Origin of the sequence: Rhodanobacter sp. MP7CTX1, assembly GCF_014205795.1 — a bacterium.
Classification (GTDB): Bacteria; Pseudomonadota; Gammaproteobacteria; order Xanthomonadales; family Rhodanobacteraceae; genus Rhodanobacter.
Map to the genome: position 1 here is coordinate 85374 of NZ_JACHCN010000013.1, position 12901 is coordinate 98274.

Here is a 12901-nt window from a genome sequence, read left to right on the forward strand (position 1 = left end):
GACTGGCCTGCGCTGAGACTGGCACAGTCTGGCCGGGTCAACCGGCCAGTGAGCACTTCAGCGCGACCGCGGCGCCGGCTTACCGCAGCAGCAGCCGCTTCGGTTTGAGCGGCAGGTGTCCACGCCAGTATTCGATCAGCACATAGCCGCCGAGCATGCCGCCAAGGTGGGCGAAATGCGCAACGCCGGCCTGGGTGCCGGTCACGCCCAATCCCAGTTCCACCACGGCGTAGCCGGTCACGAACAGCCACGCCGGCATCGGCACCGGCAGAAAGATCAGCATGACTTTCTCATGCGGGTACAGCATGCCGAACGCGAGCAGCAGGCCGAAGATGGCACCCGAAGCGCCCAGCGTGGGATAGAAGCCGTGGGTGAACCACTGCACCACAATCAGCTGCGATATCGCCGCTACGATCGCACATACAAAGTAATAGATGGCGAAATTGCGCGCGCCAAACGTGCGTTCGATGGTTCCGCCGAACATGTACAGCGCGATCATGTTGAACAGAATGTGGGTGAACCCACCATGCATGAACGCATACGTGATCACCTGCCACGGCCGGAACCCGATCGACACCAGCCCCTCGCTGGCCTGGAGCACCTGGTCAGGCCCCCACGGCCATAGTGCGAAGTATTGCAACAGGGTATCGCCCACCACCTGTTGCAGCAGAAACACGACCACATTGGCGATCAGCAGATTGCGCGTGACTGGCGGCAAATCAAAAGGCATCAGGCTAGTTCCAAAAGACAGGCGGCAAGCGTAGCGACTGTGATGTGCGGATGCCATCGGGGCGAGCTGCGACACGATGACCGGGGCTGCCGGGGGTTAAATGCATGTGCTGACATTCGGGATGACGAATCGCTCCGCCATCGCTGGAGTTGTCGGCGACCGGGACGAGCCATGCAAGCCCCACGAAAAAGCCGCCTCGCGGCGGCTTTCAGCGGCAACGGAACCGGCGACAACCAGCTCAACCGTTGTGCGTCACCATCGCCAATTCCATTGCCGGACGCTTGGCCCCGGCGAAGTGCTTCGCCCAGTAGGCATCGTCCAGGCTGGAAATCTGCACGGTCTGACCGCTGGCCGGCGAATGAATGAAATTGCCATTGGAGATATAGATGCCGACGTGCGAAATGCCGCCCTTGCCGCGGGTATGGAAGAACACCAGGTCACCCGGCTTCATGTCTGCCCGATTGACCTTGAGACCGGACAGGAACTGTGAAGCGGAGTTGGTCGGCAACTGCATGCCGATCGCATGGGCGAACACGTAACGAACGAAACCGCTGCAATCGAAGCCGGTCGCCGGATCGTGGCCACCACGCACATAGCGGATGTCGCGCAGGCCCATCGCCATCGCGATCAACGCCTTGCGCACGTCGGTCATCCTTCCGGACACCGATGTGTTCGTGCCGGTCTGCTCGGAGGACGGGGTCGCCGCGACATGGTCTGCCGCGCCGCTCGCTGCCAAACCACCGAAATAGGTGGGTTCGCTGGACTGCACCAGCACCTGTGCCGGGTTGAACACCGGCGCATGGCCCAGCCATGCGGGACTGCCTGCGACGACCGAAGAATCGTCCGCCGTAAAGGATTTGGCCTGAAGCAGGCTCGATACCGTCAGCTCGGGCTTCGGCTCGACGGCCGCTACGGCAGTCGCGGTGCTGAGGTCTTCGTCATCATCGATGCTGGATGGTGCAGGTGCAGAGTGCTGCGACTTGTGGGTCGTTGCTGCCAGCTTGCCGTTGCCATGTGCCGGTTTGCCATGGGCGACTTTGCCGTGGGACTGCTTCTGCGCCACATGCTTAGCTTGAGGCGTCTTGCTGTGGGGCTGGGTGGTGTCGGCCTGCACGGGTGCAACTACGAGCAAGGCAGCAGCAAGCACAGTGAGGGCGGTCAATCGCTTGATTGGCATGCGGGAGAAATCCCCTAGGGAACACAGGATTAGCCGCCTACAAAGCTGACGACGTGACTATGGTGTGAAGTTAACAAGAAGGCGCCCCCGGTATGTTCGATTGCGGTTAACTAAACTCGATCGTTGCATAAACCCGTATTCTGCCTGTCACACAACATAACTAATTAATTTAAATACATAAAATAACCATGCCTAGGCAGCGAACAGGCATTTCAGTCCCGATTTTGTGACACAGATCAAGTTATCAGGCAGCCTGATAGGGGCGCAGACCGAAGATTGCCGTACCGATGCGTATCTCGGTGGCACCCTCGGCAATGGCCAGCGGGAAGTCCCCGCTCATGCCCATCGAAAGTCGCGGCAGATCATGACCTTGGGCCCCCACTCGGTCACGGAGCTCGCGCAAGAGGCGGAAACACCCGCGCACCTCGGTGGCCTCGGTGGTTTGGGTCGCCAACGTCATCAGGCCGCGCACGCGCAGAGTGTCGTAGCCACGCAGGGTGTCGAGGAACGCTGGCAGCTGCTCGGGCGGCAGACCGTATTTGCTCGGTTCGTGCGAGGTTTTGACCTGCACCAGCACGTCGATCGCACGCCCCTCGGCCTGCAGTCGGCGATGTAGCGCCTCGGCCAGTTCCGACCGATCCAGCGATTGCACCTCGCTGGCCAGCCGGGCCACCTCCCTGACCTTATTGGTCTGCAGGTGGCCGATCATCACCCAATCGATGCCGCAGTCCGCCAGCTTCGCGGACTTGTCACGGATTTCCTGCACCTTGTTTTCGCCGAAGCGATGCTGACCCAGGGCCACCGCGGCCCGGATCAGCGACGGGCCGAACGTCTTGCTGACCGGCAGGATATTCACCGAGGCCGGATCGCGCCCGGCGGCGTGGCAGGCCGCATCGACGCGTTCGCGGATCTGCGACCAGTTGGCGGCCAGGCTGGCGGTATCAGCGTTCATGCGCCGAAGCCCGGACTCAGGTCTTGCTTCCCTGCTGATGGTGTTGCGCCACCACCTCGGCGACCACCATGGTGACCTTCTTGCCGGTGGGGATGTGCAGGAATTCATTCGGACCGTGTGCGTTGGAATGCGGACCCAGCACGCCGGTGATGAGGAATTGTGCCTTCGGAAACTTCTCGCCCAGCATGCCCATGAATGGGATGCTGCCGCCTTCGCCCATGTAAGTGGGCGGCGCGCCAAAGTAATGCTGCGAGGCATCGGCAACCGCCTGCTCCAGCCAGGGCGACAGCTGCGGCGCGTTCCAGCCGCTGCCATCCTTTTCCAGCGCAAACGTGACCTTGGCGCCGTACGGCGGATCCTTTTCCAGCAGCTGCTTGAGAAACTCACCGGCTTTCGCGCCATTCAGCGTGGGCGGCACGCGCAGACTGAGCTTCACCGACGTCAGTGGTCGCAAGACGTTGCCAGCACTATCCAGCGGCGGCATGCCACCGATGCCGGTCACGGCCAGCTGCGGCCGCCAGGTTCGGTTGAGCACGAGTTCGGCCAGATCGTGGGTGACCGGCTGCATGCCCTCGACCCAGGGAAACTTGTCATAAATATCGGCTCCCAGAACTTCAGCGGAAAGCTTGGCCTGGGCGACCCGCTGCGACGGAATCTCCACGTACAGTTCCTTCGGCTTGATCTGGCCGGTGGCCGGATCCTCCAGCCGCGTCAGCAGTTCACGCAGGATGCGGAAGCTCGACGGCACCACGCCGGAGGCATCTCCCGAATGCACGCCCTCTTCCAGCACCTGCACGGTGAGGTTGCCGCCGGTCATGCCACGCAACGACGTGGTCAACCACAGCTGGTCGTAGTTGCCGCAACCGGAGTCCAGACATACCACCAGCGATGGACTGCCGATGCGCGCGGCCAGATGATCGACGTAGTACGGCAGGTCGTAGCTGCCCGATTCCTCACAGGCCTCGATCATCACCACGCAACGCGCGTGCGGCACACCTTGTTCATGCAGCGCCAGCAGAGCGGCGAGCGAGCCGAAGATCGCATAGCCATCGTCTGCACCGCCGCGGCCATACAGCCTGTCGCCCTTGATCACCGGCGTCCACGGACCGAGCCCTTCGGCCCATCCGGTCATTTCCGGCTGCTTGTCCAGATGGCCGTACAACATCACGGTGTCGTCGCCTTCACCGGGCACCTCGATATAGATCAGCGGCGTGCGCCCTTCCAGTCGCACCACTTCGAGGGTTGCGCCTGGCAGCTGGCTCAGCTTGGATCGCGCCCAACTTTCCATCAGCTTCACCGCCGCATCCATGTAGCCATGTTCGACCCACTTGGCGTCGAACATCGGCGACTTGTTGGGGATGCGGATGTATTCGACCAGCTGCGGCACGATTTCGTCGTCCCACAGACCGCTGACAAAGTGGGAAAGGCGGGCAGTATCCATGGTCAAACTCCGGCAGCCGGTCAAATTCACATTGTAGCAGCGCCGTTCGACCCTGCCGCAGGCGCCCACACCCGCTCGGGCTGCACCCACGGCTGCCCGCGCACATGCCGCACGCCAGCATTGCGGCCACCCCTACTGCGCCGCTTGCCGCCGCTCGACGATAGTGAGTTCGCGGCACCGGGGCTGCCGCCATCACCACTCAAGGAAGAAGGCCATGTTCAAGAAACTTGCCGTAATTGCGTTTGCACTCACTCTCGCGCTGCCTGGATGGTTGTTGGCGGCCACGCCGGTCAACATCAACACGGCCGATGCCGCCACGCTGGCCAAATCGCTGGACGGCATCGGTAACTCCAAGGCACAGGCCATCGTGGCCTGGCGCGATGCCCACGGACCCTTCAAGAGCGTCGACGATCTGAGTCAGGTCAAGGGTTTCGGCCCGAAGACGCTTGAACGCAATCGTGCGGCCATCCTGCTGACTGGCGGACCCGCCGATCCCGCTGCAAAGGCGGACAGCAAGCCAGCCCAGAGCAAGCCCGTTAGTCAAAAGAGCAGCCAAAAAAAGTCGGTGGCCAAGACTCCAGCTGCCACTGAAGAGTAATGAACAGGAAAAGTAGTCAACGGGCTGCCTGCCCGGCGAGAACTTGCACTGACTAAAGCGGACGGCGTGACCCTGGTAGGTCGCGCCGCTTGCGGTACACTCGCGCGCCCAACCTGCCATCCGCAGATCGCCATGATTCTTCCGCGCTATCACGTCGCCGATTCCTCCATCCGGGGCGCTGGTCAGGGGCTGTTTCTCGACGAAACCGTCACTGCCGGGCGCGTGATCACGGCACCGGACGGCATCGACAGCACCTTTCGGCATGCCGAAATCGCCGCCTCACCGGAGCTCAGCGCACAGTTCCATGCCAGCGCGCGCTGGTTCGAGGATTACTACACGCTGTCGCCCGACTGGCCGGACGAGTGCTACATCAACCACAGCTTCACGCCGAACGGGCTATGGCATCTTGGCTTCGTGTTTGCACTGGCCGAACTCCCCGCCGGCACCGAAATCACGGTCGACTACCGGCACCTGCTGCCACCCGGCCAAGCCGAGGATTTTGTCGATTCGGTCACAGGTGAGACAATAAGGGGCTTATCCTGGTCCGAGAGTCTTGCCAGCAGCACTCATGCGCTGGCCCGACTGCTGGATGCCACCCACAGCTGATTGCGATGTTTGATATTCCTATCCTTGAAACGGCGCGACTGCGCCTGACGGCGCTGACAGAACGGCACTTCAACGACTACGCCGCGATGCTGGCCGACCCGGACAGCACGCGCTGGATCGGCGATGGCGAGCCGCTGGACCGCACCAATGCCTGGCGCTCGCTGGCGATGTTGCTGGGGCATTGGCAGCTGCGCGGCTGTGGCATGTGGGCGCTGGAGCTGAAATCCACCGGCGAATTCATAGGCCGTGCCGGCCTGATGTACCCCGACGGCTGGCCGGATCTGGAACTGGGCTGGATGCTCAAGCCGGAACATCGTCATCACGGCTACGCTACCGAGGCCGGTAACGCTGTGCTGGACTTCGCCTGGAATCATCTTCAGGCGCCGCGCGTGATCAGCCTCGTGCGTGTCGGTAACGAAGCCTCCGATCGGGTGGCCGAACGCCTGGGTGGGGAACATATCGAGGATATGGATTTCTACGGCAGTCACAGCCACGTGTTTGCGTACTACCCGCCGCATCGTGAGCGTCGCCAGGCCCGGGCCTGAACCCACAAGCCAAAGACCGGGCGGCGGCACACGCGCCCTGAGCGCATTCCTCGTGGGCGCCTGCGCCACCATGCATCCAGCAGCGTTCAGGAAGCAACCCGATAAACTGCGCAACTTACGCCGTCCACCGGAATCCATCATGCGCATCCTGCTTGCCGAAGATGACCTGTCCATCGCCGAAGGCATCTGTGCGTCGCTGCGGCAAGGTGGTCATGCGGTGGATCATGTCGCTGCCGGCAATCTGGCCGACGGGGCGCTGCGCGATCACGACTATGACTTGCTGGTGCTGGATCTCGGCCTGCCCGCTCTCGATGGCAGTGAAGTGTTGCAGCGCCTGCGCAGCCGCGGCGCCGGCCTGCCGGTGCTGGTAGTGACCGCGCGAGACGGTTTGCCCGAGCGCATTCGCGTGCTCGACCTGGGCGCCGACGACTATCTGGTCAAGCCCTTCGCACTGTCCGAGTTCGAGGCACGCGTACGTGCGCTGCTGCGGCGCGCAAGCAGCCGTGGCGTACCGGAATTGCAGCTGGGTCGATTGCGGCTGGACCTGCCCGGACACCGCGCCTGGATCGACGACACCCCGCTGGAGCTGACCGCACGCGAGTTTGGCCTGCTGGAGGCACTCGCCCTGCGCGCTGACCGCGTCACCAGCCGTGCGCAGCTGATCGAGGCGCTGTGCGACTGGGACCAGGAGTTGACTGACAACGGACTGGACATCGCCATCCACCGCTTGCGTCGAAAACTGCACGGTAGCGGTACGGGCGTGCGCACGATCCGCGGTCTTGGCTACCTGCTCGAGGAAGCCAGCGAATCCGTGGACGATCCGGCATGAACCACGCACACGCTCGTCATCTGCGCCCCAGCCTGCGGCGCCGGCTGCTGATTTTCCTGCTGATTCCGATGGCTGCGCTGCTGCTGCTGGATGCGCTGCTGACCTACGGCGTCGCCTTGGCCTATGCCAATCGAGTGCACGACCGCGACCTCAGCGACGATGCGCTGACGCTGGCGAAAATGCTGGGTAACGACCAGCTCGGCAGCGAACTGACGCCGCAGGCGCGCTTCCTGCTCGAATACGATCCGGATGGCCGCAGTTATTTCAGCGTGAGCAGCGCCAAGCATGGCCTGCTGGCCGGCAATGGCCGGCTGCAGCAACTGGCGCAGACGATTGCACCCAATGGTCCCCCCACGCTGTATGACTCCCGACTGGATCAACACGAACTGCGCGCGGCAACGGTTCACACCATGGCCAGCCGCGACCCTAGCGATACCTTGACCATTACCGTCGCCGAAACCCTGCGCGACCGCCATCTGCAGGCGCGGGAAATCCTGCTGCTGGCGAGCCTGATGCAGACACTTTTGCTGGTCAGCGTGCTGTCGCTAGTGTGGTTCGGCGTCAACCATGGCCTGCGCGTGCTCGATCCGCTGACCGCCCGGCTGGCTGCCAGATCGCACGAATTGACGCCGATAGGGGGCGCCGACGTGCCGCAGGAAATCCTGCCGCTGACCCGCACCATCGACGCATTGTTCGCTCGCCTGCGCAGCATGCTGGCGTTGCATGACCGATTCATCGCCGATGCTGCGCACCAGCTGCGTACCCCGCTGGCGGGACTGAGCCTGCATGTCGACCGCGCGTTGTCCGACCAACGGCCAGAAACGGTGGCCGATGCGCTCTCCCATATCCAACGCCTGACCCGCCGTGCGGCACGCACCTCATCGCAACTGCTGGCGCTGACCCGCGCGCAGGCGGCGCCGGTTGACGCCCTGGATCGCAGCCTGCTCAACCTGAGCCGACTGATTCCCGACGCGGTGTCGCTGCGTGTGCACGAGGCGCTCGGCGCCGGCGTGGATCTGGGCTATCAGGGGCCTAAGCAACCGCTATGCATCGTTGGCGATGCTTCCTGTGTGCAGGACATGCTCGACAACCTGATCGACAACAGTTTGCGCTACGCCGGTCGCGGCAGCACCGTTACCGTCAACTTGCATGCGCAAGCCGACGGTGGTGCCAGCCTTATCGTCGAAGACAACGGCCCCGGCGTACCGCCCGAATTGTTGCCGCGCCTGAGCGAGCGCTTTTTTCGCGCCCCCAACAGCGGCGAGGAAGGCAGCGGACTGGGGCTGGCGATCGTGCAGCGGATTGCCGAGCGGCATCACGCCGAAGTGATCTACCAACTTGGCGAAGAGCACGGTCTGTGCGTCGAGGTGCGCTTCCCGCCTGCGACGCACGCAGCATGACACCCATAACCACCCTGTTTGCTCCGCGCCGGCGTGTACGCTTGTTCAGTTCAGCTATTGTGCGTGCGCACTTCGCCTCCAACCTAGTTATGGATCAAGTCGCCTCAACGACCAACAACAACCGCCACAGGTACCGACTGGGCGCACCTGCGTCAGAACTTCGTCATGGAAAAATGCAGACCGTGCCAACCGACATCCTGACCAGGGCGATCCCCGGCAATCTGCTACGTGGCTGCCTGATCGGCGCACTGATCTGCGGGATGGCCGGCTGCGCCGCGCCGCTGCCCAAGCTGGCAGCGCCGCTGCCTGCACAATGGCAGCATGCCGTGGCCTCGGATCCGGCCAGGGCGACCGACCTGCATGGCTGGTGGCATGCGTTCGGCGACCCCGAACTCGACGCGCTGGTCGATCGTGCATTGGCCAACAATCTCGATGTGGCCCAGGCCATCGAGCGGTTGCGCGCGACGCGTGCGCTGCACGATCGTGCCTCAGCACGCTACCTGCCCTCGCTGGTAGCGCGCACCGATGACGTGATCGACCCGGACGCCAGCGCCTCGTACGAGGTCATCGGCTTCGATGCAAGTTGGGAATTCGGATTTTTTGGTCGCGCCGAAGGCACTCGACGCGCGTCGCAGGGCGCGCTGGATGGCAGCGTTGCCGATCTGCAATCAGCACGAGTGTCGTTGGTCGCCGAAGTGGTGCGCGAATGGATCGAGCTGCGTACAGCACAACAACAGGAACTTCTGCTGTCGCAGATCAGCGATACCCGCCTGCGTCAGTGGCAATTGCTGCAGACGCGTCAGCGTCTGCAGCTGGTGGCGCCCAGCGCGGTGGATCAGGCACAGGCGCTCGTTGCACAGTCCGATGCCGCATTGACCGTGCCCCGGCAGGCGGTCAACGCCAGCGCGCAACGCCTGGCCGTACTGCTCGGTCAGAACCATCCCGATCCGACATGGCTGCAGCCCGGCACACAACCCGAACTGGGTGCCTGGCAACTGGACAGTACCCCGGCCGACCTGTTGCGGACGCGTCCGGAGATTGCGCGCGCCGAGGCTGATGTACTGCAAGCCGCTGGCGAGCTGGCGCTGACCCACGCCGACATGTTTCCCAGCATCGGCCTGGGCGGCTCGATCGACTGGGCTACTGATATCAACAACAACCACAAGCGCGTAACCACCCCCAATGCCATCGATTCATTGGGACCTGTACTGAATATTCCACTGTTCGACTGGGGCATTCGGATCGCAGCCACACACGCCAAGGGATACGAGCTGCAGGCCAGCGTGCTGGCTTACCGGCAAGCCGTACTGCAAGGCGCGGCCGAGGTGGAAACCGCGCTGGGCAGCCTCCAGCAACAACAGCAACGCGAACTGCACAGCACGCTCGCCTGGCAGGCTCTGCAACATAGCGACCTGGCAGTGCAAACCCGGGTCGGACTGCAACTAGGCAGCCCGCTCGAGCTTGCCGAGAGTAAGGTTGCCGTCGATCAGGCAGCCATCGAACTGGCTGATGCTCGCGCCGGACACAGTCTGGCCTACGTGGCCCTGTTCAAGGCCCTCGGTGGCGCGCCGTTGCCGTCGGCATCCAACGAGTCAAAGGTGGCGCCGGAATTGTCATCGACACCGCCGTCTGCAGGGTCCGCAACCTCCAGCGCGAACGGCGAGGCCAATCGCTGATGGTGGCACTCGCGCGCAAGACACTGATCTACGAATGGCGACGTTTTCTGCCGGCCATGCTGGCAGTGGGTTTCGCTGGCCTGCTGCAGCTGCTGCAGCTAGCTCTGGTGCTGGGCATCTTCGGCAGCACCAGCCTGTACATCACCGGTTCGTCGGCCGACGTGTGGGTGGGCTATCCCGGCACCCAGAGCGTGGGCTCGGGACGAACGATCGATGCTGACGTGGAATCGCGTGTGCTGATGGATCCGGCCGTGCTGCGCGTCGAGCCCTATATCTGGGTCGACGGTGACTGGCGCGGGCCGGCCGAGACCGGCGGGGTCTCGGTGTTTGTGTCCGGTATCGACCCCAGCCCCGATGCCCTGATGTTTTCCAAGGCATTGCCGCCATCCTTGCGCGCACGGCTGGCGGAACCGGATGCAGTCGTTGTCGACCGTTCCGTGCTGAATCAGCTGGGCGTCGACATCGGCCAGACGGCCACCATCAATGGCCACCAGGTGAGAGTGGTGGGGATCAGCAGTGGCCTGCGTGCACTGGGCGGGGTCAACGTACTCTGCTCGCTGGACACGGCGCGGGAGCTGGACGAGGATCCAGCGGACATTGGTCCGACCTACCTGGTGGCCAAGCTGCGCGACCCGCGCCAGGCCAATGCGGTGGCTGCGCGCCTGCGCGGCGACACGGCATTTGGCCCTTACACGACCTGGAGCGCCAAGGATTTCGCACGCCGCTCGGTGCTCTACTGGCTGTTCGATACCGGCGCGGGCGCCGGTGTACTGTTCCTGGCTGGGATCGTGTTCCTGGTGGGCGCCGTGATCACCAGCCAGACCCTGATCGCCGCCGTGAACGGCTCGGTGCGCGAGTACGCGACGCTCAATGCGCTTGGCGTCGGCGTGGCAGCGTTGCGCCGGGTCGTACTGGAACAGGCGTTCTGGGTCGGTGCGCTGGGCCTGCTCGGCGCCGGACTGCTCGGTATCGTGCTGATGCTGCTGGCACGCAGCCAGGATGTGCCGGTGGTGCTGACTCTGCCGGCGGTATTGGTCTGCATCGTCCTGGTCATGGGCCTGGCCGCGGTTTCCGGGCTGGCCGCCATGCGCAGCCTGCATCGCGCCGACCCCGCCACGTTGTTGAGGTAGTCGCGATGCAAACTGCCACTGCCGCCGAACCCTTGCGCACACCTGCCTTGCTGGCCGAAAACATCAGCAAGGCGTTTGTCTCCGGCCAACAGCGCACGCAGGTGCTGGACGGTCTCTCGTTGAGTCTCGATGCCGGCGAACTGACCCTGATCTCCGGCCCTTCCGGCTGCGGCAAAAGCACGCTGCTGGCCATCCTGAGCGGCCTGCAAAAGGTCGACAGCGGCCGCGTGCATGCCCTCGGCAGCGAGTTGGGCCAACTTGATATGCGTGCGCTGGAACGTTTCCGCCTGCAACACACCGGCTTTGTCTTCCAGGGCTTCAATCTGTTCCCCGCACTGAGCGCGTTCGAGCAGGTTGAGTTGCCGTTGAATCACATGGGGCTGTCGCGCAACGAAGCGCGTGCGCGCGCGCAAAGCTCCCTGGAGGAAGTCGGTCTGGCCCATCGCATGCGACTGCGACCATCGGAGTTGTCCGGCGGCGAAAAGCAGCGCGTAGCAATTGCCCGTGCGCTCGCGAAGAAGCCGGAGCTGCTGTTTGCCGATGAACCGACCAGCGCGCTTGACGCGGCCAATGGCCAGATGATCATCGACATCCTGCACCGTATCGCCCGCACGCACGGCACCACGGTACTGTGCGTCAGCCACGATCCTCGTCTGGTCGTGCATGCCGACCGCGTGCTGGCGATGGAAGACGGGCGCATTCTCAGCGACTGGCGCACGCATGCGCCGGTCATCGACAGCAAGGAACTTCCTTTGTGAGTCCGTCCTTCGTGAATCCGTCTATCCGTCAGTCCGTCAGGCGACCGCCCATCTTGAAGCCGTCTGCACCCCATTCGCAGCGTCGCTCGCGGGCCGCGATGTTTGACCGCCTCGCATGTCTCACGGTCTCGCTGCTGTGGTTGTTGACCGCCTGCTCAAAGTCCACCGATACGCCGACCAGTGGCCCAGCGAAACCTGTCGCCACCTATGCCGCAGTGGCGCGCGGCAAGATCGACATAGAAGGTGGTCTGCTGACGCTTTCAATGCCGCGTGAAGGCACCATCGCAAGGGTCGCCGTGCATGAAGGCGATCGCGTCAAACAGGGGCAGCTGCTGGCCGCGCTGGACACCGAGCCGGCCACGCTGGCCGTGGACGGCGCGCAAGCGCAACTGGAACAGGCACAGGCGCAGCTGAAACTGCTCGACATCCAGCAGCCTGTGGCAAAACAGCGTGCGCAGCGGTTGACAGCAGCCGTGGCCGCCGGTGCCGGCGACGGTCAGAGCGCCGACGACGCACGCGAAGCCTCGGCCCAACTCGAAGCGGGACGTGTGGCGGCTGATGCAGCCGTACGCATGGCCAGCCAGAAACTGGCCGAAGCACGCTACGAGTTGAAACAGCGCAATCTACTCGCGCCCTTCGATGCCGACGTGGTGCAGGTATCGGCCCAGCCCGGCGCCAGCGTTTCGCCCTCCTCCGGCCCGTTGTTCACCTTGCTGCCGGAGAAACCGCGGATCGTGCGCGCCGAGCTCAATGAGAGTTTTGTCGGAGTGATCCAGCCTGGCATGCATGCCGACGTGGTCGCCGACAGTGGCCCCGGTGCAGTGCAGTGGAGTGCGCACGTGCTGCGCATTGGCCAGGTATATGGCCCGGCCACGCTGGAGAACGACCCGCAGATACGCGCGAACGCGCGTACGGTGGAGTGCGTGCTGGCCTTCGACCAGCCGCAGGACCTGCGCATCGGACAGCGCGTGATTGTTCGCTTCGGCACCCCCAAAGCGCCCGCCGCCGTGACCCCGAAAGACTGAGGAAACCGCGATCTGCGACCCTGTAAGGCATCAA

13 protein-coding genes are annotated in these 12901 nt (G+C 63.7%); 9 read left to right on the forward strand and 4 right to left on the reverse strand.

Annotated elements, in window-relative coordinates; all coding sequences use genetic code 11:
* Positions 1-79 precede the first annotated feature (79 nt).
* From HDE77_RS15375 to HDE77_RS15390, 4 genes are all read right to left on the reverse strand, one after another.
* A complete protein-coding gene (locus tag HDE77_RS15375; protein WP_184418683.1) occupies positions 80-730 on the reverse strand; it encodes a rhomboid family intramembrane serine protease in 651 nt (216 codons plus the stop codon).
* 238 nt (positions 731-968) lie between these two features.
* Complete coding sequence (locus HDE77_RS15380; RefSeq protein ID WP_184418781.1) at positions 969-1616, reverse strand: C40 family peptidase; 648 nt, start codon at positions 1614-1616, stop codon at positions 969-971.
* A 535-nt stretch (positions 1617-2151) separates the two neighbouring features.
* Positions 2152-2859 (reverse strand): YggS family pyridoxal phosphate-dependent enzyme, encoded by a 708-nt coding sequence (locus HDE77_RS15385; RefSeq protein WP_184418685.1) that lies wholly within the window; start codon positions 2857-2859, stop codon positions 2152-2154.
* A gap of 16 nt (positions 2860-2875) precedes the next feature.
* A complete protein-coding gene (locus HDE77_RS15390; RefSeq protein ID WP_184418687.1) occupies positions 2876-4300 on the reverse strand; it encodes a M20 family metallopeptidase in 1425 nt (474 codons plus the stop codon).
* A 214-nt stretch (positions 4301-4514) separates the two neighbouring features.
* Here HDE77_RS15390 and HDE77_RS15395 point away from each other — a divergent pair, with 214 nt between their 5' ends.
* The 9 genes from HDE77_RS15395 to HDE77_RS15435 all read left to right on the forward strand — a co-directional run bounded on the left by HDE77_RS15395 (position 4515) and on the right by HDE77_RS15435 (position 12867).
* A complete protein-coding gene (locus tag HDE77_RS15395) occupies positions 4515-4898 on the forward strand; it encodes a helix-hairpin-helix domain-containing protein (protein WP_184418689.1) in 384 nt (127 codons plus the stop codon).
* A gap of 132 nt (positions 4899-5030) precedes the next feature.
* Positions 5031-5504, forward strand: a complete 474-nt coding sequence (locus tag HDE77_RS15400) for an SET domain-containing protein (protein ID WP_184418691.1) — start codon at positions 5031-5033, stop codon at positions 5502-5504.
* Between the two features lie 5 nt (positions 5505-5509).
* Positions 5510-6049, forward strand: coding sequence for a GNAT family N-acetyltransferase (locus HDE77_RS15405; RefSeq protein WP_184418693.1), 540 nt, complete (start codon positions 5510-5512; stop codon positions 6047-6049).
* A gap of 139 nt (positions 6050-6188) precedes the next feature.
* Positions 6189-6878, forward strand: a complete 690-nt coding sequence (locus HDE77_RS15410; protein ID WP_184418695.1) for a response regulator — start codon at positions 6189-6191, stop codon at positions 6876-6878.
* Positions 6875-8278 (forward strand): sensor histidine kinase, encoded by a 1404-nt coding sequence (locus HDE77_RS15415; RefSeq protein ID WP_184418697.1) that lies wholly within the window; start codon positions 6875-6877, stop codon positions 8276-8278. The genes HDE77_RS15410 and HDE77_RS15415 overlap by 4 nt, the downstream gene beginning before the upstream one ends.
* 173 nt (positions 8279-8451) lie before the next feature.
* Positions 8452-9954 (forward strand): efflux transporter outer membrane subunit, encoded by a 1503-nt coding sequence (locus HDE77_RS15420; RefSeq protein ID WP_184418699.1) that lies wholly within the window; start codon positions 8452-8454, stop codon positions 9952-9954.
* Complete coding sequence (locus HDE77_RS15425; RefSeq protein ID WP_184418701.1) at positions 9954-11084, forward strand: ABC transporter permease; 1131 nt, start codon at positions 9954-9956, stop codon at positions 11082-11084. The genes HDE77_RS15420 and HDE77_RS15425 overlap by 1 nt, the downstream gene beginning before the upstream one ends.
* Positions 11085-11089: 5 nt before the next feature.
* A complete protein-coding gene (locus HDE77_RS15430; RefSeq protein ID WP_184418703.1) occupies positions 11090-11842 on the forward strand; it encodes an ABC transporter ATP-binding protein in 753 nt (250 codons plus the stop codon).
* 98 nt (positions 11843-11940) lie between these two features.
* Positions 11941-12867, forward strand: coding sequence for an HlyD family efflux transporter periplasmic adaptor subunit (locus tag HDE77_RS15435; protein WP_184418705.1), 927 nt, complete (start codon positions 11941-11943; stop codon positions 12865-12867).
* The last annotated feature ends 34 nt before the right edge of the window (positions 12868-12901 follow it).

Bases quoted from the DNA above. Each gene is read 5' to 3' on its own strand.
- HDE77_RS15375 (WP_184418683.1), bottom strand. From the start codon at position 730: ATGCCTTTTGATTTGCCGCCAGTCACGCGCAATCTGCTGATCGCCAAT.
- HDE77_RS15385 (WP_184418685.1), bottom strand. From the start codon at position 2,859: ATGAACGCTGATACCGCCAGCCTGGCCGCCAACTGGTCGCAGATCCGC.
- HDE77_RS15390 (WP_184418687.1), bottom strand. From the start codon at position 4,300: ATGGATACTGCCCGCCTTTCCCACTTTGTCAGCGGTCTGTGGGACGAC.
- HDE77_RS15395 (WP_184418689.1), top strand. From the start codon at position 4,515: ATGTTCAAGAAACTTGCCGTAATTGCGTTTGCACTCACTCTCGCGCTG.
- HDE77_RS15400 (WP_184418691.1), top strand. From the start codon at position 5,031: ATGATTCTTCCGCGCTATCACGTCGCCGATTCCTCCATCCGGGGCGCT.
- HDE77_RS15405 (WP_184418693.1), top strand. From the start codon at position 5,510: ATGTTTGATATTCCTATCCTTGAAACGGCGCGACTGCGCCTGACGGCG.
- HDE77_RS15410 (WP_184418695.1), top strand. From the start codon at position 6,189: ATGCGCATCCTGCTTGCCGAAGATGACCTGTCCATCGCCGAAGGCATC.
- HDE77_RS15415 (WP_184418697.1), top strand. From the start codon at position 6,875: ATGAACCACGCACACGCTCGTCATCTGCGCCCCAGCCTGCGGCGCCGG.
- HDE77_RS15420 (WP_184418699.1), top strand. From the start codon at position 8,452: ATGCAGACCGTGCCAACCGACATCCTGACCAGGGCGATCCCCGGCAAT.
- HDE77_RS15425 (WP_184418701.1), top strand. From the start codon at position 9,954: ATGGTGGCACTCGCGCGCAAGACACTGATCTACGAATGGCGACGTTTT.
- HDE77_RS15430 (WP_184418703.1), top strand. From the start codon at position 11,090: ATGCAAACTGCCACTGCCGCCGAACCCTTGCGCACACCTGCCTTGCTG.
- HDE77_RS15435 (WP_184418705.1), top strand. From the start codon at position 11,941: ATGTTTGACCGCCTCGCATGTCTCACGGTCTCGCTGCTGTGGTTGTTG.